The organism is Azospirillum sp. A26, assembly GCF_042604635.1.
Lineage (GTDB): Bacteria > Pseudomonadota > Alphaproteobacteria > Azospirillales > Azospirillaceae > Azospirillum > Azospirillum palustre.
In genome coordinates this window covers 1,104,494-1,125,000 of sequence record NZ_CP170473.1, presented here as the reverse complement: position 1 = coordinate 1,125,000, position 20,507 = coordinate 1,104,494, and the positions used below count along the sequence as shown (strand labels likewise).

The 20,507-nt window shown below is 68.2% G+C and carries 24 protein-coding genes (1 of these 24 cut by a window edge); 17 read left to right on the top strand and 7 right to left on the bottom strand.

Annotation, left to right across the window (positions count from 1 at the left end):
* Positions 1-1,139 carry the 5' portion of a glucose-6-phosphate dehydrogenase gene (gene zwf, locus ABNQ39_RS19070; protein WP_376959835.1) on the bottom strand. 382 nt of this gene lie to the left of the window's left edge, so 1,139 of the gene's 1,521 nt are visible here — the first part of the coding sequence; its start codon is at positions 1,137-1,139; its stop codon lies off the left edge, out of view.
* 137 nt (positions 1,140-1,276) lie between these two features.
* A complete protein-coding gene (gene edd / locus ABNQ39_RS19065; RefSeq protein WP_376959834.1) occupies positions 1,277-3,115 on the bottom strand; it encodes a phosphogluconate dehydratase in 1,839 nt (612 codons plus the stop codon).
* Positions 3,116-3,435: 320 nt separating this feature from the next.
* Here edd and ABNQ39_RS19060 point away from each other — a divergent pair, with 320 nt between their 5' ends.
* The 10 genes from ABNQ39_RS19060 to pqqE all read left to right on the top strand — a co-directional run bounded on the left by ABNQ39_RS19060 (position 3,436) and on the right by pqqE (position 9,916).
* Positions 3,436-4,272 (top strand): SIS domain-containing protein, encoded by an 837-nt coding sequence (locus tag ABNQ39_RS19060; protein WP_376959833.1) that lies wholly within the window; start codon positions 3,436-3,438, stop codon positions 4,270-4,272.
* Positions 4,273-4,538: 266 nt separating this feature from the next.
* On the top strand, positions 4,539-5,000 hold the full coding sequence (pedF, locus tag ABNQ39_RS19055; protein WP_376959832.1) for a cytochrome c-550 PedF: 462 nt from the start codon (positions 4,539-4,541) through the stop codon (positions 4,998-5,000).
* Positions 5,001-5,172: 172 nt separating this feature from the next.
* Complete coding sequence (locus ABNQ39_RS19050) at positions 5,173-5,532, top strand: response regulator (RefSeq protein ID WP_376959831.1); 360 nt, start codon at positions 5,173-5,175, stop codon at positions 5,530-5,532.
* A 98-nt stretch (positions 5,533-5,630) separates the two neighbouring features.
* Positions 5,631-5,822 carry a response regulator transcription factor gene (locus tag ABNQ39_RS19045; RefSeq protein WP_376959830.1) on the top strand — a complete coding sequence of 64 codons (192 nt, stop codon included), beginning with the start codon at positions 5,631-5,633 and terminating at the stop codon, positions 5,820-5,822.
* A 122-nt stretch (positions 5,823-5,944) separates the two neighbouring features.
* On the top strand, positions 5,945-6,433 hold the full coding sequence (locus ABNQ39_RS19040) for a rhodanese-like domain-containing protein (RefSeq protein WP_376962629.1): 489 nt from the start codon (positions 5,945-5,947) through the stop codon (positions 6,431-6,433).
* A gap of 136 nt (positions 6,434-6,569) precedes the next feature.
* Positions 6,570-6,650, top strand: a complete 81-nt coding sequence (gene pqqA, locus ABNQ39_RS19035) for a pyrroloquinoline quinone precursor peptide PqqA (protein WP_014249839.1) — start codon at positions 6,570-6,572, stop codon at positions 6,648-6,650.
* 117 nt (positions 6,651-6,767) lie between these two features.
* Positions 6,768-7,694 carry a pyrroloquinoline quinone biosynthesis protein PqqB gene (gene pqqB / locus ABNQ39_RS19030; RefSeq protein ID WP_376962626.1) on the top strand — a complete coding sequence of 309 codons (927 nt, stop codon included), beginning with the start codon at positions 6,768-6,770 and terminating at the stop codon, positions 7,692-7,694.
* Positions 7,691-8,467: a pyrroloquinoline-quinone synthase PqqC gene (pqqC, locus tag ABNQ39_RS19025; protein ID WP_109048677.1), complete on the top strand. Its 777-nt coding sequence runs from the start codon at positions 7,691-7,693 to the stop codon at positions 8,465-8,467. The genes pqqB and pqqC overlap by 4 nt, the downstream gene beginning before the upstream one ends.
* The gene (gene pqqD / locus ABNQ39_RS19020; protein WP_376959829.1) at positions 8,464-8,760 is read left to right on the top strand and encodes a pyrroloquinoline quinone biosynthesis peptide chaperone PqqD; all 297 of its coding nucleotides are present in this window, start codon (positions 8,464-8,466) and stop codon (positions 8,758-8,760) included. The genes pqqC and pqqD overlap by 4 nt, the downstream gene beginning before the upstream one ends.
* A 37-nt stretch (positions 8,761-8,797) precedes the next feature.
* Positions 8,798-9,916: a pyrroloquinoline quinone biosynthesis protein PqqE gene (pqqE, locus tag ABNQ39_RS19015; RefSeq protein ID WP_376959828.1), complete on the top strand. Its 1,119-nt coding sequence runs from the start codon at positions 8,798-8,800 to the stop codon at positions 9,914-9,916.
* A gap of 58 nt (positions 9,917-9,974) precedes the next feature.
* On the opposite strand, the gene ABNQ39_RS19010 is transcribed toward pqqE, so the two are convergent.
* Positions 9,975-10,151 carry a hypothetical protein gene (locus ABNQ39_RS19010; RefSeq protein ID WP_376959827.1) on the bottom strand — a complete coding sequence of 59 codons (177 nt, stop codon included), beginning with the start codon at positions 10,149-10,151 and terminating at the stop codon, positions 9,975-9,977.
* 177 nt (positions 10,152-10,328) lie between these two features.
* On the opposite strand from ABNQ39_RS19010, the gene osmF reads away from it, so the two are divergent.
* The 5 genes from osmF to ABNQ39_RS18985 all read left to right on the top strand — a co-directional run bounded on the left by osmF (position 10,329) and on the right by ABNQ39_RS18985 (position 14,811).
* Positions 10,329-11,261 (top strand): glycine betaine ABC transporter substrate-binding protein OsmF, encoded by a 933-nt coding sequence (osmF, locus tag ABNQ39_RS19005; RefSeq protein ID WP_376959826.1) that lies wholly within the window; start codon positions 10,329-10,331, stop codon positions 11,259-11,261.
* Between the two features lie 9 nt (positions 11,262-11,270).
* Positions 11,271-12,455, top strand: a complete 1,185-nt coding sequence (locus ABNQ39_RS19000) for an ABC transporter permease (RefSeq protein ID WP_376959825.1) — start codon at positions 11,271-11,273, stop codon at positions 12,453-12,455.
* Entirely contained in the window at positions 12,452-13,411 is a 960-nt protein-coding gene (locus ABNQ39_RS18995) for an ABC transporter ATP-binding protein (RefSeq protein ID WP_376959824.1), read from the top strand. Before ABNQ39_RS19000 ends, ABNQ39_RS18995 begins: the two co-directional genes overlap by 4 nt.
* Entirely contained in the window at positions 13,408-14,166 is a 759-nt protein-coding gene (locus ABNQ39_RS18990) for an ABC transporter permease (protein WP_376959823.1), read from the top strand. Before ABNQ39_RS18995 ends, ABNQ39_RS18990 begins: the two co-directional genes overlap by 4 nt.
* Before the next feature lie 93 nt (positions 14,167-14,259).
* Positions 14,260-14,811, top strand: a complete 552-nt coding sequence (locus tag ABNQ39_RS18985; RefSeq protein ID WP_376959822.1) for a hypothetical protein — start codon at positions 14,260-14,262, stop codon at positions 14,809-14,811.
* Between the two features lie 19 nt (positions 14,812-14,830).
* Here ABNQ39_RS18985 and ABNQ39_RS18980 read toward each other — a convergent pair whose 3' ends face one another.
* From ABNQ39_RS18980 to ABNQ39_RS18965, 4 genes are read right to left on the bottom strand one after another with little or no spacing between them, the layout of a single operon-like run.
* A complete protein-coding gene (locus ABNQ39_RS18980; protein ID WP_376959821.1) occupies positions 14,831-15,421 on the bottom strand; it encodes a PqiC family protein in 591 nt (196 codons plus the stop codon).
* A 29-nt stretch (positions 15,422-15,450) separates the two neighbouring features.
* Positions 15,451-16,650 (bottom strand): intermembrane transport protein PqiB, encoded by a 1,200-nt coding sequence (locus tag ABNQ39_RS18975; protein WP_376959820.1) that lies wholly within the window; start codon positions 16,648-16,650, stop codon positions 15,451-15,453.
* Positions 16,611-17,168, bottom strand: a complete 558-nt coding sequence (locus ABNQ39_RS18970; protein ID WP_376959819.1) for an MlaD family protein — start codon at positions 17,166-17,168, stop codon at positions 16,611-16,613. The genes ABNQ39_RS18975 and ABNQ39_RS18970 overlap by 40 nt, the downstream gene beginning before the upstream one ends.
* Entirely contained in the window at positions 17,161-18,486 is a 1,326-nt protein-coding gene (locus ABNQ39_RS18965) for a paraquat-inducible protein A (RefSeq protein ID WP_376959818.1), read from the bottom strand. Before ABNQ39_RS18965 ends, ABNQ39_RS18970 begins: the two co-directional genes overlap by 8 nt.
* A 359-nt stretch (positions 18,487-18,845) precedes the next feature.
* Between ABNQ39_RS18965 and ABNQ39_RS18960 the strand changes: the two genes are divergently transcribed.
* Together ABNQ39_RS18960 and ABNQ39_RS18955 are read left to right on the top strand one after the other, a co-directional pair.
* Positions 18,846-19,556, top strand: a complete 711-nt coding sequence (locus ABNQ39_RS18960) for a GntR family transcriptional regulator (RefSeq protein WP_376962624.1) — start codon at positions 18,846-18,848, stop codon at positions 19,554-19,556.
* Between the two features lie 65 nt (positions 19,557-19,621).
* Positions 19,622-20,452 carry a transporter substrate-binding domain-containing protein gene (locus tag ABNQ39_RS18955; RefSeq protein WP_376959817.1) on the top strand — a complete coding sequence of 277 codons (831 nt, stop codon included), beginning with the start codon at positions 19,622-19,624 and terminating at the stop codon, positions 20,450-20,452.
* Positions 20,453-20,507 lie beyond the last annotated feature (55 nt).

Below are 20,507 nucleotides of genomic sequence, written 5' to 3'. Positions count from 1 at the left end.
GCCTGCAGCTCCCCTGCCCCTTGCGGGAAGATCGAATGGCGGATCGGCCGGAACTGGATGACGATCTCCGACATCTTGGCCGGCAGGCGCTTGCCGCTGCGCAGATAGAAGGGCACGCCGGCCCAGCGCCAGTTGTCGATCTCCAGCTTCAGCGCGACGAAGGTCTCGGTGCCGCTGCCGGGCGGAATGCCGGGCTCGTCGAGATAGCCGGGCACAGCACCACCTGCCACCGCACCGGCGCGATACTGACCGCGCACGGTGCAGCCACCGACCTCGTCCGCCCCGATGGCCTTGAGCGAACGCAGAACCTTCAGCTTCTCGTCGCGCACCAATTCCTGGGCGAGCGAGATCGGACATTCCATGCCGACCAGACAGACGAGCTGAAGCAGGTGATTCTGGACCATATCCCGCAGGGCGCCGGACTGGTCGTAATAGCCGCCCCGCTCCTCCACGCCGACCGTTTCGGCGACGGTGATCTGCACATGGTCGATGTGGTCGGCATTCCACAGCGGCTCGAACAGGGAATTGCCGAAGCGCAGAGCCAGCAGGTTCTGCACCGTCTCCTTACCGAGATAATGATCGATGCGGTAAATCTGCTGCTCGGTGAAGACGGCGCCGACGCGGTCGTTGATCTCCTGCGCCGAGGCGAGGTCACGGCCGATGGGCTTTTCCAGAACGACACGAAACTCCGGAGTGGCGAGGCCGAAGGCGCGCAGCTGATCGCTGACCGGACCGAACAGGCTGGGAGAGGTGGCGAGATAGAAGATGCGCACGGCATCGCTGCTGCGCGACGGCGGGTTGTTCAGCCGCTCCGCCAACTCGTCCCAACCATTGTCCGAGGTGGCGTCGACCGGGACATAGTCCAGCCGCTCCAGGAAACGGGCGACCAAAGCGGTATCGCGCTCGTCGGCCGGCACATGCTCGCGGATCGCTTCCTCCGCCTTGGCGCGGTAGTCGGACGGAGCCAGCGGGCTGCGCGAGACGCCGATGATGCGGCTGCCGTCGGCCACCTGCCCCGCTTTGTCGCGCAGGTAGAGCGCCGGCAACAGCTTGCGCAGGGCCAGATCGCCGGTGCCGCCGAACACCGTATAGTCGAAGGGAGGCAGTGCGGGGGCTGCACCGGTGGAGCGGGAGTGCATCTTCGGACCTCTCGACGTCGATGGCACGGTGCCTTTGGTCTGCCCGTGCGTCATGGTGCCACAGGGATGGGCCAGTCACAATGCGGGCCGGCACGGCCCGATGCCAGCCCACGGTTCCAGGATTCTGTCCTGCGGGATCACCCCAGCAGGTTGAGGACGGAGGCACCACTCTCCGCCGGGCCGGCATTGTTGCGGAACAGGGAGAACAGCTCCCGCCCGCAGCCATGGGAGGCATCCTCGCTCGGCGGCGGGGGGGCGCCGCGGCTTTCCCACTCAGCATCGTCGACCAGAGCGTTCAGCGCTCCGGCCTCGGCGTCCAGCCGCAGGATGTCGCCGTCGCGCACACGGCCGAGCGGACCGCCGCCCTTCACCTCCGGCGTGACGTGGATGGCGGCCGGCACCTTGCCCGACGCGCCGGACATGCGGCCATCGGTCACCAAAGCGACCTTGAAGCCCTTGTCCTGCAACACGCCCAGCGGCGGTGTCAGCTTGTGCAGTTCCGGCATGCCGTTGGCGCCGGGACCCTGGTAGCGTACGACGACGATCACATCACGGTCGAGTTCGCCGGCGCGGAAGGCGGCCTGGACGGCCTCCTGGCTGTCGAAGACGCGGGCCGGGGCCTCGACCAGACGATGCTCCGGCTTGACCGCCGAGATCTTGATGACGCCGCGGCCGAGGTTGCCGGTCAGCACGCGCAAGCCCCCTTCGGCGGCGAAGGGCGCCGCGGTGGTGGCGACGACCGACGGGTCGCCGCTCTGGTCGGTGGCGGCACGGGTCCAGGTCAGGGCACCGCCCTCGTCCAGTTCCGGCATGCTGCGGTACGGCTCCAGGCCGCCGTCGCCATGAATGGTGGAGATGTCGGTGTGGAGCAGACCGGCGTCGATCAGCTGACCGATGACGAAGGGCATGCCGCCGGCCTGATGGAAGCGGTTCACGTCGGCGCTGCCGTTGGGATAGACGCGGGCCAGCAACGGGACGACCGTCGACAGCTCCGAGAAATCCTCCCAGTTCAGCTCGATGCCGGCGGCGGCGGCGATGGCCGGGATGTGCAGGGTGTGGTTGGTCGAACCGCCGGTGGCCAGCAGCCCGACGATGCCGTTGACCAGCGCGCGCTCGTCGACGATGCGGCCGATGGGGGTGCCGGCGCCGGGGACGGTCATCGCCACCACCCGGCGGGCGGCGGCATCGGTCAGCGCGTCACGCAGCGGCGTGTTGGGGTTGACGAAGCTGGCGCCCGGCAAATGCAGGCCCATGATCTCCATCAGCATCTGGTTGGTGTTGGCGGTGCCGTAGAAGGTGCAGGTGCCCGGCGCGTGGTAGGACTGGGACTGCGCCTCCAGCAACTCCTCGCGACCGACCTTGCCCTGGGCATAGAGCTGGCGCGCCTTGGCCTTGTCGGCATTCGACAGGCCCGACGGCATCGGACCGGCGGGGACGAAGATCGTCGGCAGATGGCCGAAGGCAAGCGATCCGATCACCAAGCCGGGAACGATCTTGTCGCAGATGCCCAGGCACAGGACACCGTCGAAGGTTGCGTGGGAGAGTGCGACGCCGGTCGCCAGCGCGATCACGTCGCGGCTGAACAGCGACAGCTCCATGCCCTCGTAGCCCTGGGTGACGCCGTCGCACATGGCGGGCGCGCCACCGGCGACCTGCGCCACGCCACCGGCCGCGCGCACCAACTCACGGATCATCGCGGGATAGCGCTCGTAGGGCTGATGAGCGGAGAGCATGTCGTTGTAGGCGGTGACGATGCCGATCGACGGCTGCGTCTCGCCGCGCAGCGCCGCCTTGTCGTTCGCACCGCAGGCCGCAAAGGCGTGGGCGAGGTTGGCGCAGCCCAGACGTTGGCGGTGCGGCTTTCCACCGGCGTTTTCCAGCCGCGCCAGATATCCGGCACGGCGGTCGCGGCTGCGCTCCGCGATACGCTCCGTCACGCGGGCGACGACAGAATTCAGGGGGGCGGGCTTGCTCATGATCGCGTCTCGACCGTTTGTGGGAGGCGATGATTTCCGGAACGGACCATACGCCTGGGAGGAAGGGCTGTGAAGAAAAATTTTTTCATAAATGGGATGGCTCAGCTGGATTTCTCGCCATCCACGGCAAAATTCTTCATAGTGACGGCAGCGCCGCTCTGAATGCTGCCGCTTTCGCGATGGTGCGGCGGCTGGTGCCCCGCGAAATCGGCCTCCTTCCAGGGAAGTAACTTTACGCCATGACATCCCCGGTCAACAGCACAGCCGCCTCCCCTACACCATTGGATATCCTTGATGAGATCCGAAGGTTGCGAAGCGAGTTGAAACGGTCGGAAGGGCAGATCGCCGATCTGGTGCTGGCCGATCCGCGGCGGGTGCTCGACCTGAACGTCACGTCGCTGGCGCAGGCGGCAGAGGTCAGCGAGGCGACGGTGGTGCGTTTCTGCCGCAGCGTCGGCTGTGCCGGCTTCCCGGACTTCAAGCTGCGGCTTGCCAAATCCCAGGCACGCGATGCGTTGCGTGATGAGGTGCGCGGCGGCACACCCTATGTCAGCAAGGATGTCGCGCCGGACGACGATGTCGGAACACTGGCGCGAAAAATTTTTTCATCGAGCGCTGCGGCTCTGACTACGGCATCATCCACGCTGGACGATGAAGCGCTGGAGCGCGCCATCGCTCTCCTGGCGGGTGCGTCGCGGGTGTTGTGCGTCGGCACCGGCGGGTCGAGCGCGCTGGCCCAGGACGCGGCGCACAAGCTGCTGCGCTTCGGCGCCGACGCGCAGCCCTGCGCCGATCCGGTGCTGGCGCGCATGCTGCTGGTCAACATGACGGTCGGCGGGGTGCTGCTGGCGCTGTCCAACACCGGGCGCAGCGGGACGATCAACGAACTGGCGGCGGCGGCGCGGTCGCAGGGCACGGCAGTGGTGGCAATCACCGCGCCGCGGTCGCCTCTGGCCGCGATGGCGAGCGTGGTCATCGCCAGCCGCCCGGTGGAGGACACCGAGATGTACACGCCGATGGCCTCGCGGCTGGTGCATCTGACGCTGATCGACGTGCTGTCGACAGGGGTGGCGCTGCGGTTGGGCGATCCGGCGGTGCGGCAACTGGCGAAGGTGAAGGCGGCGATCAATGCCGGGCGGCTGCCGCCGCTGACCTGACGGCGGGCTCCCTGCGGATTTCCAGATAGTGCGGATTTCCAGAGGCTTGCCCTTTGCGTCATCCGACCATAGACCAAGCCGCCGCGGCGCAATTCCGACCTTGCTGGCGGGTCTCGTACCATCGTCGAATAATTAAGCGAACGAACGATTGCTATCCTCGGCCGCAATCCGGCCCTGCAACCGTCAAGCACCTCCATCAAACACGAAGTCTGCGGCGCGGCACAAAGCGGGAGCCAAAAGACGGATGCAGGAAGAGGACGCAAGAGATGACGCAGAGGCCCGCCAAGCCGCCCAACCGGTCCCGCCGGCTCGCCCCCTTCGTTGCGCTTGCGCTGGCCGGACTGTTGACGGCGGCGCTGTGCGGCCCGGTTCTCGCCCATGGCGACGTCGTCCCGCAGCCGGTGGACACCGCCGGGCTGGAGAAGCTGGGCGAGACATGGCGGGACAGCAATCCCTACCGCGGCAACCCGCGCGCCATCGAGATCGGCGCTTCGGCCTTCAACCAGAACTGCGCGCGCTGCCATGGGCTGGGTGCGGTGTCCGGCGGCATCGCCCCCGACCTGCGCTATCTGGAGAAGGGCGATGCCGGCGACGAATGGTTCAAGGAGCGCGTCATTAACGGCTCGATCCGCAACGGCGTCACCTACATGCCGAAATTCGGCGAGGCCCTGGGGCAGGAGGCGCTGTGGTCGATCCGCTCCTGGCTGGAAACCGTGCACGAGGAGTGACGGCACGCTCCAATCAAAGGGAAGTCCATCCGATGGCGGTGCGACATGTTCGCGCACAAAACAATTTGGGTCGTTCGCGTTGTTGCACCCGCCCATTTCGCTCTGACACAATGGAGGCGGGACGCTGTCCCAATCTTCATCTTTTCTGCCGCTGTGCAGGGAACCGCAGGCCATGACCCGGATCCTGATTGCCGATGACCATCCGATGGTGCGCGACGCTTTGCGCAGCGCGGTGCTCTATTCCTGCCAGGCCACCGACGTGATGGAGGCGGACCGGCTCGACAGCGTCATGCAGGCGCTGGAGGAACGGGGCGACCTCGATCTCGTGCTGCTCGACGTCAACATGCCGGGCATGAACGGCCTGGGCGGACTGCGCACGTTGCGCCAGCGCTTCCCGGCGACACCGGTCGTTGTCGTTTCCGCCCATGAGGAGCGCCGCTGGGTGCGCGAGGCGATGGAGAGCGGGCCGCCGGCTTCATTCCCAAATCGACCCCGCGCGACGCCATCGCCGCCGCCCTGCGCCAGGTCCTGAACGGCGAGCTTTACGTTCCTCCCCAAGCCGCGGAAGAGGCGACCGCCGACGAGGCCGAGGATGCCGAAACCGCGGAGATCGCACGGCGCATCTCCACCTTGACCGCGCAGCAGCTGCGGGTGCTGGAGCTTCTCGGCACCGGCAAGCTGAACAAGGAGATTGCCTTCGACCTCAGCATCACCGAGACGACGGTGAAGGCACATGTCTCGGCAATCCTGCAAAAGCTGAAGGTCTACAGCCGCACCCAGGCGGTGGTGATTGCCAACCGTGTGCTGGCCGACCGGCGGTGAGGGCCTGTAGACACTTACCCCCACCCCGCCCGGCGAGGGAGGTCGGGTGGGGTTCCAAACTCCCAGCAGTTACCGCTGTTCTTCTAACCTTCGCTCTCACCACTTCCGCCCTTGCCGCCGGGATTCCGCAGCCGGACGGCTACCGCCTGTCGGACTACCGCTCCCCCACGCCGGACGGGATCGCCGGGGCGGAGACGGTCGACACCCCAGCGGTGCAGGCGCTGCTGTCGCAAGGCCACCCCATCCCGGTCTTCGTCCAGCGTCTGGAGCGCAGCACACTGCCCGGCGGCCCCTGGCTGCAATCGAAGCCCTACCGGCAAATTCCCGGCAGCGTCTGGCTGCCCAATGTGGGGGTGGGCACCCCCGATCCGGCGACGCTGGCATGGTTGAAATTCCAACTGGACCGGCTGACCGGCGGCGACCGTTCCCGCGATCTTTTGTTCTACTGCCTGTCCGATTGCTGGCTGTCATGGAACGCGGCCAAGCGGGCGGTGTTGCTTGGCTATGCCCGTGTCCATTGGTACCCGACGGGCATCGACGGCTGGATGGAAGCCGGTCTGCCGACGGAGGAGGCGCATCCGCTGCCGCCTCCCGCTGCTCCCACTCCCTGATATCGGGGGCGGATCGGCACCGAAGGAGGTGGCGGATTACACCATGGTAGCATGGCGGCCCTCCGCCCCGGACCGCTACTCTTCATCTTGCCAACCATCCTGGTAAGCAACAGTCAGCAAGCAGGAGTATCACGCGATGAAGACCTGGCGCAAACCGAAGACCACCGAAATCGCCGTCGGCACCGAGATCAACGCCTACGCCTGCGCCGGCCTGTAAGCCGGACAAACCGGGGCCGGGGAAGCACGGCGTGACAGCTCTTCCCCGGCCCTGCCTTCCTTAGGGCCTTTTTCTCAAGGATCGCGCCCAAGACGCGCTCAAGACGGTGGCCATGAAATTCTCGTACTCGGTTCGGCAGCCGGCGGGGGCTTCCCGCAATGGAACTGCGCCTGCGAGGGTTGCCGCCGTGCCCGTTCCGGCGATCCGGCGGCCAAGCCCCGCACCCAATCGTCGCTGGCGGTGACCGCCGACGGCGAACGCTGGCTGCTGCTGAACGCCTCGCCCGACCTCGGCGCGCAACTGCTCGCCAACCCGCGGCTTCATCCCCGGAATGGCCTGCGCGGCAATCCAATCAGCGCGGCGCTTCTGACCAATGCCGACATCGACCATGTCGCCGGCCTGCTGACCCTTCGCAAATCCCATCCCTTCGCCGTCTATGCCACGCCGCGCGTCCATGGCGTGCTGGCCGGCAACAGCGTGTTCAACGTGTTGAATCCCGAGCTGGTCGCCCGCCGCCAGATGGCGCTGGGCAAGCCCTTCCAGCCCGCCGGGGCCGACGGCCGGCCGCTGGGGCTGGAGGTCGAGGCGTTCGCGGTGCCGGGCAAGGTGGCGCTCTATCTGGAGGACGTGTCGGCCGGACCCGGCTTCGGCTCCGTCGCCGAGGACACGGTGGCGCTGCGCATCCGCCCCAGCGACGGGTCCAGCGACGGCTTCTTCTACATCCCCGGCTGCGCCGGCATGCCGGGCTGGCTGGCCGACCGGCTGCACGGGGCGCCGCTCGTGCTGTTCGACGGCACCACCTGGACCAACGACGAGATGATCCGCAGCGGCACCGGGGTGAAGACGGCGGCACGCATGGGCCACATGCCGATGTCGGGGCCGGCCGGCAGCATCGCTGCCTTCGCGCCGCTGAGCGTCGCCCGCAAATACTACATCCACATCAACAACACGAACCCCGCCCTGCTTGAGGATTCGCCCGAACGGGCGGAGGCCGAGGCGGCCGGCTGGCGCATCGCCCATGACGGGCTGGAGTTGACCCTATGACTGAGCTGATGTCCCGCGAGGAGTTCCGCGCCGCGCTCTATGCCATCGGCGAGCGGCAATATCACGACCTCCACCCGTTCCATCAGCTGCTGCACGGCGGCAAGCTGCAAAAGGGGCAGATCCAGGCCTGGGCACTGAACCGCTTCTATTATCAGGTGTCGATTCCGCGCAAGGATCTGACAATCATGTCGCGCATGGACGATCCGGCGCTGCGCCGCGCCTGGTTGCAGCGCGTGCTGGACCATGACGGGCTGACCCAGACCGGCGAACTGGACGAGACCAAGGTCGGCGGCATCGAACGCTGGCTGCGGCTGACCGACGGGCTGGGGCTGGACCGCGACTATGTGAAGTCGCTGGAGGGTCTCCTGCCCGCCACCCGCTTCGCCGTGGATGCCTATGTCAATTTCGTGCGCGACCATTCGCTGCTGGAGGCGGTGGCATCCTCGCTGACCGAGCTGTTCGCACCGTCGATCCACCGCGAACGCATCGCCGGGTTCGAGCGCAACTACGCCTTCGCCAACGACAGCACGCTGTCCTATTTCCGCAAGCGGCTGGACGAGGCGCCGCGCGACGTGGAGTTCGGGCTGGACTATGTGCTGACCAATGCCCATACGGCGGAGCAGCAGCGGCAATGCCTGCGCGCGCTGCGCTTCAAGACCGAGCTGCTGTGGGCGCAGCTCGATGCCCTGCACCATGCCTATGTCACCCCCAACCTGATCCCGCCCGGCGCCTTCGTGCCGGTGGACATGGAACCGACACGGTACAGCCGGTGAACGCCGTCGCTTCCCACATTGCCGAGACCGACCGGCTGCGGCTGGCCCCCGGCGTCATGCTGCGCAACGACCGCCGCCGCGGCCAGTGGATGCTGATGGGGCCGGAGCGGCTTCTGGTGCTGGACGAGATGGCGCTGGCGGTGGTGCGCGCCTGCATCGGCGCGGAGGTCGCCGACGTGGCCGCCGGCATCGACCGGCTGACCGTGGAATACGACGCGCCGCGCACGGAGGTCGCCGCCGACGTGCTGGAGATGCTGACCGACCTGCGCAACAAGGGTTATGTCGTCACATGAGATGCCCCGGGAGGTGTGTCTCCAGGAGGTGTGTTCAATGAGCTGCGCCCTGCCCGCCTTCGCGGCATCTTCGGCCGCCGAACCGGCCCCGCCCTTCGCCGTGCTGATGGAGCTGACGCACCGCTGTCCGCTGCGCTGTCCCTACTGCTCCAACCCGGTGGCGCTCAAGTCCGCCAGCGCGGAGCTGGACACCGCCACCTGGAAGCGCGTGCTGGACGAGGCGGCGGACGTCGGTGCGCTCCAGGTGCATTTCTCCGGCGGAAAGCCCTGCGTCCGCAAGGATCTCGAGGAGTTGGTCGCCCACGCGACGGAAATCGGCCTCTACAGCAACCTCATCACCTCCGCCGTGCTGCTCGATCAACCGCGGTTGGAGCGGTTGCAGCGCGCCGGGCTTCAGCATGTGCAGATCAGCTTGCAAAACTCAGAGGCTGTTGGTGCAGACCGCATCGGCGGCTTCAAGGGCGGCCATGCCAAGAAGCTGGAGGTCGCGCAGGCGGTGGTCCGGCAGGGTATGGCGCTGACCATCAACGCGGTTCTGCACCGCCACAACATCGACCGGGTCAACGACGTCATCGATCTGGCGATGGATATCGGCGCCGGACGGATCGAAATCGCCAACGTGCAGTATTACGGCTGGGCGCTCGCCAACCGGGCGGCCCTGATGCCGTCACGTGAGCAGTTGCTGACGATGGACGCGGCGGTGCGCGGCCGGCTGCCCGAACTGGCCGGGCGGATTGTCGTCGATTACGTCGTGCCGGATTATTACGCCCGCCGGCCGAAAAGCTGCATGGGCGGCTGGGCGCGCCGTTTCATGAACGTCACCCCGCGCGGCCGGGTTCTGCCCTGCCATGCGGCGGAGACAATTCCGGGGATGACGTTCGAGACGGTGCACGACCGCAGCCTGTCCAACATCTGGCGGGACGGCCCGGCCTTCGCCCGTTACCGCGGCACCGACTGGATGCCGCAGCCCTGCCAGTCCTGCGACCACAAGGAGGAGGATTGGGGCGGCTGCCGCTGTCAGGCTTTGGCGCTGGCGGGCAGCGCCGATGCGACCGACCCGGTTTGCGAACTGTCGCCAGCCCATGCGGAGGTTGCCGTGCTGCGCGACCGCGACGCCGCGGCACTGGGGACGGAGTGGACCTATCGGGGACTATAGAGGCGTTCAGGGTTGGGGGAAGTATCGGCTTCGATCTTCCCCTACTTGACCGCCATCGTCACTTGTCGTTCCCCGACCCGCCCTTCTTGCCGCCACCATCCTGCTTGTTGACGGTCGCCCAAGCCCGGCTTTCCGCCTCATCTTTGGACACGCCGCGCTTCTCGTAACTTTCCTCGATATGCTCGGCTTTGCGCTTCTGCTTATCGGTGTATTTGTCCTTGTCGCCCTGGGACATCGGATCCTCCTGTTGGGCTGTGGGATGTTTCCCGCTCAACAGTGTCACCGGATGGGAAGTTCCTCAGGGAAATAGGCGAAAACTCATATCCGGGACAGGACAGACGGAAAGCGCGGCTTGCCGTAAGCGCAGCCGTCACCCATCCTTTTCCCAATGCTTTCAGGGGGAGGGTCCGGGGTGTTCACGATCTTCAACAAGAGCCGCGCCTATATGGGTGCGGCAATCCTGGCGGTCGGTCTCGTCGCCGGCACAGCACAGGCGGCTGATGCGGTCCGCGTCGGCTCAAAGCTGGATGCCGAAAGCGGACTGCTCGGCACCATGATCCTGCAGGTCTTGCAGGCGGGCGGCATCCCGACGGAAAACAGAATCCAACTGGGCCCGACCAAGATCGTGCGCGGCGCCCTGCTGTCCGGCGAGATCGACATCTATCCCGAATACACCGGCAACGGCGCCTTCTTCTTCAACGTCGACAGCGATCCGGTCTGGAAGAATGCCGGCGCCGGCTATGACAAGGTCCGGCAGCTCGACCAGGAGAAGAACAGCGTCGTCTGGCTGAAGCCAGCCCCGGCCAACAACACCTGGGCGCTGGCCGTGCGGCGCGATGTGGCCGACGCCAACAAGCTGAAGACCATGGAGGACTTCGCCAAGTGGGTCGGCGGCGGCGGCAAGGCCAAGGTCGCCGCGTCGGCCGAGTTCGTGGAGAGCCCGGCCGCCCTGCCCTCCTTCCAGCAGACCTACGGCTTCGCGCTCAAGCCCGACCAGATGCTGATCTTGGCCGGCGGCGACACCGCGGCCACCATCCGTGCGGCGGCCGAACAGACGTCCGGCGTCAACACCGCCATGGTCTATGGCACCGACGGCGCCATCGCGGCGCTCGACCTCGTCGTGCTGGCCGACACCAAGGGCGCGCAGATGGTGTATGAGCCGGCGCCGACCATCCGCGCCGCCGTGCTGACCGCCAATCCGAAGATCGCCGATCTGCTGAACCCGGTCTTCTCCAGCCTCGATGCCGAGACCCTGCGCGGGCTGAACGCCAAGATCTCGGTGGACGGCCAGGACCAGAAGCAGGTCGCCACCGACTACCTGAAATCCAAGGGCTTCCTGAAGTAAGCCGGCGACGTGACCAGCCGATTTCTCCTGCACAACCGCGTCGCCCTGCTGATGGTGCTGGCCGCGGCGGTCGCCACCATGGCCTTGCCCTTTCTCGGCTTCGCACCCAACCGCCTGCTGTCGGGACGGCCGGTGCCGCTGTGGGCGGCGGTGCAGGGGCTGGATGGGGCGGCGGCCCTGCTGCCGGGGTTGCTGCTGCTGGCGACGCCGGTCCTGCGGCCCACCCGTGCCGGGCTTGGCCTGACCGTCGCGGCGGGCGGACTGTTCACCGCCGGGCTGGTCTGGCTGGCGGGCGCGCAGGCGGCGGCACTGGCCCAGGGAGCGTCCGCAGCGGCGCGGACCTCCTTCGCCTCCGGCTTCTGGGTGATGGCGGCGGCGGGTCTGCTGACCGCCATCGACGCGGCGCGCCGGCTGGGGCTGGGCGCCATCGGCCGGATGGCCGTCGGCGGGGCGGTCGCCGCGCTGGTGGCGCTGCAACTGGCGTCCGGCCATCTCGACGCTCTGTCGATCCTCAAGGAATACGCCAACCGGCGTGAGATCTTCGCCGACGCCGTGCTGCGCCATGCCACGCTGGTGGTGGCGGCGCTGGTCCCGACCCTGCTGATCGGCATCCCCCTTGGCGTCGCAGCCCACCGGGTGCAGGCGGTCAGGCGCGCGGTGTTCCCGGTGCTGAATGTGGTGCAGACCGTGCCGTCCATCGCCCTGTTCGGTCTGCTGATGGCACCGCTGGCGGCGTTGGGCGCGATGCTTCCAGGGTCGGGGATCAGCGGGGTCGGACCGCTGCCGGCGGTGATCGCGCTGACGCTTTATTCGCTGCTGCCCATCGTCCGCAACACGGCGGTCGGGCTGGATGGCGTTCCCGCCCCGGTGCGGGAAGCCGCCAGGGGGATGGGTCTGACGCCGCGCCAGATCTTCCTGCGCGTCGACCTGCCGCTGGCGCTGCTGGTCTTCCTGTCGGGACTGCGCATCACCGTCGTCCAGGCGGTCGGCTTGGCGGCGGTGGCGGCACTGATCGGGGCCGGCGGGTTGGGCGCCATCATGTTCCAGGGGCTTTTCGCCAATGCGCTGGACCTCGTGCTGCTGGGCGCCGTTCCCGTCATTCTGCTGGCGGTGGCGGCCGATGCCCTGCTTTCCATCGGCATTGCCGCCGCCACCCACAGCATCGGCCTCCTGCCGGGAAAGAGTGCGCCATGATCGACTTTGAGCGGGTGACCAAGCGCTTCGGCTCCTGGACGGCGGTGGATGCCGTGTCCTTCACCGTGGCGGAAGGGGAATTCCGGGTGCTGATCGGGCCGTCCGGCTCCGGCAAATCGACGGTGCTGCGGATGATCAACCGGCTGATCCCCGCCGACGAGGGCGCCATTCGCATCGACGGCGAGGACATCGCGTCGCTGAAACCGGAAGAACTGCGCCGCCGCATGGGCTACGTCATCCAGTCGGTCGGGCTGTTCCCGCACTGGACGGTGGAACGCAACATCGCCACCGTCCCCGGCCTGCTCGGCTGGCCCAGGGCGCGGATTCGCGACCGGGTGACGGAGCTGCTGGAACTGCTGAATCTCGAACCCCGCCGGTACCGCGGCGCCTATCCGCACCAGCTGTCCGGTGGACAGCAGCAGCGCGTCGGCGTCGCCCGCGCCCTGGCGGCGGAGCCGCGCATCCTGCTGATGGACGAACCGTTCAGCGCGCTCGACCCGATCACCCGTGCCAGCCTACAAACGGAGCTGTCGGCCATCCACCGCCGCACCGGCACCACCGTGGTCTTCGTCACCCACGACATGGACGAGGCGCTGCGGCTTGGCGACAGCATCGCGGTGATGGACCATGGCCGGCTGATCCAGTGCGCCACGCCGCTGGACATCCTGACCCGCCCGGCCAGCCCGCTGGTGCGCGATCTCGTCGGGCGCGAGGAATGGGGGCTGAAGCGGCTGGCGGTGGAGACAGTCGGTGACCGCGCCCGCCGGCAGGAGAGCGTGACCGGCGAACCGCTGGCAGCGGAAACCCCGCTGCACCGCGCCCTGTCGGAGATGGTTGCCCGCGGCACTGAACGGCTGCCGGTGGTGGACGGCGACGGCCGGCCGGCCGGCGTGCTGCACCTGTCCGACCTCGTCCGCCCCGCCTCCGGCGGTGCGGCCCCCGGCGGCACCGCATGACCGGCGCCGGCATGGCCCCACGGGATTTCCTGACCGACCGGCTGATGCTGGGTCTGGTGGTGCTGGTGGCGCTGGTGCTGGGCATGCCGTCGCTGAAGCCGCTGTTCGCGACGCTGTTCCCCCGCCTGGACCGGCCGCTGTACGAGGCGGAGAGCTTCGTCAGCCTGACGCTCGACCACATGGCGCTGGTTGGCGCCTCCAGCCTCGCCGCGATCCTGCTGGGCGGCGGTGCCGGCATTGCCGTCACCCGTCCCTGGGGGCGGGAATTCCGCGGCCTGCTGGAAACCGTCGCCACCATGGGCCAGACCTTCCCGCCGGTGGCGGTGCTGGCGCTGGCGGTGCCGGTGATGGGCTTCGGCCCCGAACCGGCGCTGATCGCCCTGACGCTCTACGCCCTGCTGCCGGTGGTGGAGAACACGGTCGCCGGGTTGGACGGCGTCCCGGCCCCGGTTCTCAATTCGGCCCGCGGCCTGGGCATGGGGCCGGCGGAGATGCTGTTCCGCGTCGAGCTGCCGCTGGCCGCCCCGGTGATCCTGGCGGGCATCCGCACCGCCGTCATCATCAATGTCGGCACCGCCGCCATCGCCTCCACCGTCGGCGCCAAGACCCTGGGCCTGCCGATCATCGTCGGGCTGAACGGGTCCAACCAGGCCTATGTCATCCAGGGCGCGCTGATCGTCGCCGCACTCGCCGTGGTGATCGATGCCGGGTTCGACCGGCTCGCCGGCTGGCTGACCCGCTGGTCGCAACACTGACCTCGGACCGGAAACCGCCATGTATTGCGAATGACTTGCATTCGCATTTTGAGCGTCCTACTCTCCGCTGATCCACCCCAAGCGGAGTCCGCCATGTCCAGCATGCAGTTTCATCGCCGCGCCGCCCCTCATCGCGAGCGCTTCCAGGATCTGTGCGATGCAGAGACGCTGGTCGTCTCGGTGCTGCGGCTGTGGGCGGAACCTCTGCGCGAACCGGAGCGGCAGCATCCGCATTGGCAGGATGGAATGACCGCCGCCGGTCTGTCGAACGACGCGGCGGTGGCGTTCGACACGCTGATGCGCATCGTGCTCTCCGCCACCACCCGCCCGCTCGACCTCCATCGCCCGCCCTGCCCGGCCCTGGGCACCGACGAGGCGCTGCTGCTCGACATGTTGCGGCTGGCCCAGCAAGGGCTGCATGGCGAGGCCGGGGTGCTGATGAACGAATGGCTGTCGCTGACCGCCGTGCGCATGGCGATGGCGCCGCTCTGCGTCCTGGCCGCGGCCCTCGCCCGCGCCGGCCTGACGCTGCCGGACCCTGCGAAGACGCCTCCGATGCCGAGCCGTCCGGTGACCGCTCCCATCGACAGGTCACGGGACAGGCCGAGCCCCACCGCCGACCGCGGCGCCACCCTGCTGCACTGAGGCGGCGCTACGCGCCAGCCTAGCGCCGTAATCCCGCAGCGATGCGATCCGCCAGCTGGCCGACCGCCTGACTCATCGTACGAACCTGCGCATCGGCCTCTGCACCGCCGGACGGCACCTCGACAGTTTCGCGCGCTGGCGCGATCCTGCGCCCACCGGACCCGCTGCCGGGCGACAGGGTCCATTGCGCATCCAGAACCACACGCCCGGCGGCGTCGGCATCGAAGCGCAGCACGGTGACGGCCAGCACCGGCGTCCCCTCGGCCAACCCGCTTCCGGCAACCGGCAGCACCGTCGTCCCCGGCAACCGTGCCGCAAGATCCCCGGCCAGGGTGGAGCGCAGGCCATCGGCCAGCGGCTCCGCCCAGCGGTCATACTCCAGCGTCTCCACCCGGTTGCCGTCGATGCGGCGGACGATCTGCGGGCGGTCGATCAGCATCGGCAGGTCGAGCGAGCCCAAGGCCAGGGTCCGGATTGGCGTCGCTGCCGGCTGCGCCGAACCGGCCGGCGGGATCACCGCCAGCGTGTAGAGCCGGCTGTCCGGCGTCGACTGGCAGGCCGCCAGTACGAAAAGCGGCAACGCCAGCGCAGCATTCCGGAATCCGCGCATCACCTTCATCCCCTCTGCTCCCCGTCCCATTATTTCTTGCCCCGAAGCAGCGCTTCCGGGTGACGTTCCAGGTAGTCGGCCAGCACGCGGAAGGACCGCGCGGCGTCGTTCAACTGCCGCATCACGCCCGGCAGATCGGCCTGTCCGCTCCCACCGCCGAGCAGCCCGTTGGCGTTCTTCAGCGTTCCTTCCGCCGCGGTCGCCACCCCGCGCAGGCTCTTCACCAGCTGCGGCAGTTGCCGGTCGGCGTCGCGCATCAGCGCATCGGCGCTGCCCAGCGCCTTGGCGAGTGCGGCAAGCGACCGCGCGAGGTCCGGCGACCCGGCAAGCCCGCCGACCGATTGCAAGGTGCCGCGCAGGTCGGCGATCAGCGCATCCAGCGGCAGGGCGGAGATCTTCTCCATCACCACCCCGGCCGAGGCCATGATCAAATCGAGGTCGCTGGAGGCCACCGTCGGCAGTTCCGACCGCTCCGATCCCGGCGAGGGCGGCAGGCCGGGAGCGTAGTCGAAGGACACCAGCTTCTGCCCGGTGATCAGGTTGCCCGAGGCTAGCCGGGCCCGCAGACCCTTCTGCACCTGCATGGCGACCAGCTTGCGCACCGCCGCCTCGTCCATCGGTTTCCCATCTATCACGGCATAGGTCCGGGCGACCAGATCGGGTTCGAAGTCGATGTCGACGGGGATGTGCAGTTCCTCCTTGGCCTCGTCATACTCCAGCCGCACGGCGGCAACGTGGCCCACCGTCAGGCCGCGCATCAGCACCGGTGCACCGGCCTGGAGCCCCTGCACCGAACCGGGGAATTCCAGCCGGTAGCGCACGCGCAGCCGGTCGCGTGCCGCCGCGGCGGACGCCTGATCCTCGTAAAGCGTGAAGCTGGCCCAATCCAGCGACTGTGCCCCGGCCTCGGGATCGGGCGGGGTCTCCAGCACCACACCGCCCAGCGCCAGCGACTTCAGCAATTCCGTCTGGAACTTGATGCCGTCGGCCCCGGCGGAGAACTGGATACCCGATGACCGCCAGAAGCGGCTTCCCTCATGCACCAAGCCCTCGTAGGGGGCGCGGACGAAAATGGCCACCGACACGCTGCGGTCCTGCGGCGACAGGTTGTAGCCCATCACCTCGCCCACCTGGACGCCGCGGAAATAGACGGGAAAGCCCTGGGCCAGCGATCCCAGCTGCTCGGTCTTCAGGTTGAAGCTGCGGCCCGGCACGTCGGCGCGGACCACCGGCGGCTCGTCCAGCGCGTCGAACTCCCGCCGGTCGTCGCCACCGCCGGCTCCATCTCCACATAGGTGCCGGACACCACGGTGCTGAGCCCCGATACCCCGCCGAGGCCGAGGCGCGGCGCCACCATCCAGAAGCGGGTGCCGTCCTTCAGATGGCGGGCGGCGGTGCGGTCCATGCGCGCGGTGGCGATCACCTGCGACAGGTCATCGGACAGCCGCACCAATTCGATCACGCCCAGATCGACGTTCTTGTGCTTGATGCGGGTCCGCCCAGCCTCCAGCCCGTCGCCGGACTGGAAGGTGATGACGATCTGCGGCCCGCGCTCCTCGAACCAGCGCCAGCCGAGCCAGCCGGCGATCAGCGCCGCCACCAGCGGCAGCAGCCACAGGGGCGACAGCCGCCGGCGCGGCGGTGTCGCGACCTCGGGCGGATGGTTGGCCAGCGGATGGCCGGCAGACGGCTGGTTCTCCGGCGAATGGGGGTCCGGCCGGTCGTTGTCTCGGGTCTCGTCAGCCATGCCGCGTCATTCCAGCCTGTTCGTTCTGCGCCGCATCGGGCGCGCCCTCTTCCGCACGGTCCCACATCACCCGCGGGTCGAAGATGTGGCTTGCGATCATGGTCAGCACGACCACGCCGGCGAACGCGATGGCGCCGGGATCGGCGCGGACGGAGGCGACGGCGCCGAACTGCACCAGCGCCGTGAGGATGGCGATCATGAACACGTCGATGTTGGACCAGCGCCCGATGGAGTCGATGATGCGGTAGAGCCGCGTCCGGGCATGCAGCCTCGCGGCCGAACGCCGCCACGCGGCCAGGAGGAACCAGCCGAGCCCTGCCAGTTTCAGCACCGGCACGGCGACGCTGGCGACGAAGACCAGCAGGGCCAGCGGCCAAAGCCCGGCCTCCGCCAGCTCATGCACGCCGCTGAGGATCGTGCTGGGGGCACCCTGGCCGAAATTGACGACGGTCATCACCGGCAGCAGGTTGGCCGGGATATAGAGCACGGCGCCGGCGGACACCAGCGCCGCGGTGCGCTCCAGGCTGTTCGGTTCGCGCGGGTGCAGGCGGCTATGGCAGCGGGTACAGCGGTCCGGCGCCGGCCCATGGTCGCAGCCATGGACCCGCTGGCAGACGGTGCAGGCGACCCAGCGCCTGGGCGCCGGGGCATCGCTGGGCGGCACATGGTCGATCGCCTGCCAGACCCGGCGGCTGTCGAGCGCCAAATCCATCAGCGTGCCGGCCAGCACGAAGCCGCCCAGCGCCAGCCCGCCGGCCAGGAACTCCGCGTTGGCGAAGCCCTTCAGCCGCGAATAGCCGACCAGCAATCCAAGCAGGAAGACGTCCAGCATCGCCCAGGGCCGCAGCTTCTCGGCCCAGGCGAAGAGACGCGCGGTCTCCCGCACCTGGGCGGGAGGGCGCCCGTCATGCAGCCGTTGCAGCACGGCGATCACCGCCATGATGCGGGCGAAGGGGGCGGCCAGCACCAGCGCGCCGACCAGCAGCGACAGCGGCCACATGCCCTGGTCGGCCAAAATCTCGACGCCGGTGGTGACGAGGCTGGTGCGGTCGTTGCCCTGGATGTTCACGCCCATCAGCGGGTTGGCGGCGATCAGCAGCAGCATCAGGGCGCTGGCGACCGCCATCGGCAGCGCATGGCGAACGCCGCCGCGTCCATTCCGGAACAGCACCGCGCCGCAGCGCGTGCATTCGGCCCGGCGCCCCGGCGCCGGTAGGCGGACGCGGTGCAGGCGGCCGCAGTCGGGGCAGGCGACGAGATCGTCGCGACTCTCCGCCACCGGCACCATCAACCCTTCCTTGCCCGTTCCAACCGCCATGCACGCACGCGAACCTTCCAGCCGACGAAACCCGCTCTCCAATTGGCTTTTATCAGCGTTGGCGCAAGCCCCTGCGAAGCGGATAGGCGGAATTCCGCCGCATTGCAACATGGGCTGTGTCACGTTCGGGAATTCGCGATTGACCGAAAGATTATGTACATACATTATCGCCGAAACGTCACATCGCAACGCGGCGCGGAGAGCGGGGTGCGGGGTTGGCACGGCAAGGCCTGACCGGACAGAACCGCGGTAACGGACCGGCGTCCCCGCCGGAACATCCGTTGCAAGCCGGTCCGACTTAGGCAGGCCTCGCTCCGGACAGCGCCCCGAAGGACAGCACCCTCGACGGCCGCGGCCCCCTGTTCGACCAGATCAAGCGCGCCGTCGCCGGGCAAATCCTGCGCGGACGCTGGCAGGCGGGCCAGCGCCTTCCCAACGAGGCGGAACTGTCCAGCCTCTACGGCGTCTCCCGCCAGACCGTGCACAAGGCCATCGCCCTGCTGGCGCGGGAGGGCTTCCTGGTCCGCCGCCGGCGCGCCGGCACCTTCGTCGCCACCGGCCGCCGCGACCGCTTCGCCCTGCCCATCGAGGACATCGGCGACGTGGTGGCGCGGGATGGCCGTGTCTACGAATTCCGCATCCGCGACCGCAAGATTTTTCGCAACGGCGAGGGCATCCGCTGGCCCGACCTGCCTGACGGCACACCGATCCTGACGCTGGAATGCCTGCATTTCAGCGACGGCACGCCGATCCAGCACGAACGCCGGCTGGTCAATCTCGACGTCGTGCCGGAGGTGGTTGACGAAGCCTTCGATGTCGTGGCACCCAGCCGATGGCTGGTCGACCGGGTTCCCTGGTCATCGGCCGACCACACCGTGCGCGCGGTCAACGCGACGGCGGAGATGGCGGCCTTGCTGGGGGTGGAAGCCGGTGCGGCCTGCCTGTCGATACGGCGGCAGACCATGCATCTCAGCCGGCCGGTGACGCTGGTTCATTTCCTCTCGGTCGGTGACCGCTTCAGCCTCAGCGGATCGTCGATCACCGACAGCGCGACCGAGTTGAATTTGTAAACACAAAAGGACCGGTGACAGGCGCCGGCCGCAACAGGGGTGAGTTCACGATGGAGAGCAAGGCTATGGTTCGGACGATGTTCAAGACGGCGCTGCTGGGCGCCACCCTGCTGGTCGCCGGTGCCGCCGCCGGGACGGCGATGGCCGACACGCTGGCCGACGTGAAGAAGGCGGGCGTCTTCACCGTCGCCACCGAGATGCAGTTCCCGCCCTTCGATTTCCTTGAGAACAACGAGTACAAGGGCGTCGACAAGGATCTGTTCGACGAGGTGGCGAAGGAACTGGGCGTCAAGGCCAAGTACATGGACCTGCCCTGGACCAGCGTGCTGCCGGGCCTGGAAGCCAAGAAGTTCGATCTGGTTATCGCCCCGGTCACCATCACGAAGGAACGCGTGAAGCGCTATTCCTTCACCGTTCCGATTTCCGAGGCGACTGCCGCCCTGATGAAGCGCGCCGACGACAAGACCATCAACAAGCCGGAAGACATCGCCGGCAAGAAGGTCGGCGGCGGCAAGGGCACCTCGCAGCTGGCCCAGGTGAAGGAATTCGGCCAGACGCTGCCGACCCCGCCGGACGTCCGCGAATATGTCGACAGCAACCAGTCCTACGCCGATCTGGCCGCCGGCCGCGTCGATGCCTCGGTCAACTCGCTGCCGAACCTGAACTTCGCCGCCGCCCAGCGCAAGGAGACCTTCGCCGTCGTCCTGCCGCCCTTTGGCAAGCCGTCCTACTTCTCCTGGGTCGGCCGCCCCAGCGACGACGACAAGAGCCTGATCGAGGCGGTAAACGCCACCCTGGTCAAGATCCAGAAGGACGGCCGCATGGCCGCCATCCAGAAGAAGTGGTTCGGCGTCTCGCAGGAGCTGCCGACCACCGTTCCGGAACCGCAGCTCTAAAGGGGACGCGCCCGGACATCCCCCTCTCCCCCCCGGGGAGAGGGGCGGGGTGAGG

Excerpts from the sequence above, each read along its gene's own strand:
- ABNQ39_RS18955 (WP_376959817.1), top strand. The coding sequence starts at position 19,622 with ATGGTTCGGACGATGTTCAAGACGGCGCTGCTGGGCGCCACCCTGCTG.
- ABNQ39_RS18965 (WP_376959818.1), bottom strand. The coding sequence starts at position 18,486 with ATGGCGGTTGGAACGGGCAAGGAAGGGTTGATGGTGCCGGTGGCGGAG.
- pedF (WP_376959832.1), top strand. The coding sequence starts at position 4,539 with ATGACGCAGAGGCCCGCCAAGCCGCCCAACCGGTCCCGCCGGCTCGCC.
- ABNQ39_RS18990 (WP_376959823.1), top strand. The coding sequence starts at position 13,408 with ATGACCGGCGCCGGCATGGCCCCACGGGATTTCCTGACCGACCGGCTG.
- ABNQ39_RS18985 (WP_376959822.1), top strand. The coding sequence starts at position 14,260 with ATGTCCAGCATGCAGTTTCATCGCCGCGCCGCCCCTCATCGCGAGCGC.
- ABNQ39_RS18980 (WP_376959821.1), bottom strand. The coding sequence starts at position 15,421 with ATGCGCGGATTCCGGAATGCTGCGCTGGCGTTGCCGCTTTTCGTACTG.
- pqqC (WP_109048677.1), top strand. The coding sequence starts at position 7,691 with ATGACTGAGCTGATGTCCCGCGAGGAGTTCCGCGCCGCGCTCTATGCC.
- pqqE (WP_376959828.1), top strand. The coding sequence starts at position 8,798 with ATGAGCTGCGCCCTGCCCGCCTTCGCGGCATCTTCGGCCGCCGAACCG.
- ABNQ39_RS19010 (WP_376959827.1), bottom strand. The coding sequence starts at position 10,151 with ATGTCCCAGGGCGACAAGGACAAATACACCGATAAGCAGAAGCGCAAA.
- ABNQ39_RS18970 (WP_376959819.1), bottom strand. The coding sequence starts at position 17,168 with ATGGCTGACGAGACCCGAGACAACGACCGGCCGGACCCCCATTCGCCG.
- ABNQ39_RS19050 (WP_376959831.1), top strand. The coding sequence starts at position 5,173 with ATGACCCGGATCCTGATTGCCGATGACCATCCGATGGTGCGCGACGCT.
- ABNQ39_RS18995 (WP_376959824.1), top strand. The coding sequence starts at position 12,452 with ATGATCGACTTTGAGCGGGTGACCAAGCGCTTCGGCTCCTGGACGGCG.
- pqqA (WP_014249839.1), top strand. The coding sequence starts at position 6,570 with ATGAAGACCTGGCGCAAACCGAAGACCACCGAAATCGCCGTCGGCACC.
- edd (WP_376959834.1), bottom strand. The coding sequence starts at position 3,115 with ATGAGCAAGCCCGCCCCCCTGAATTCTGTCGTCGCCCGCGTGACGGAG.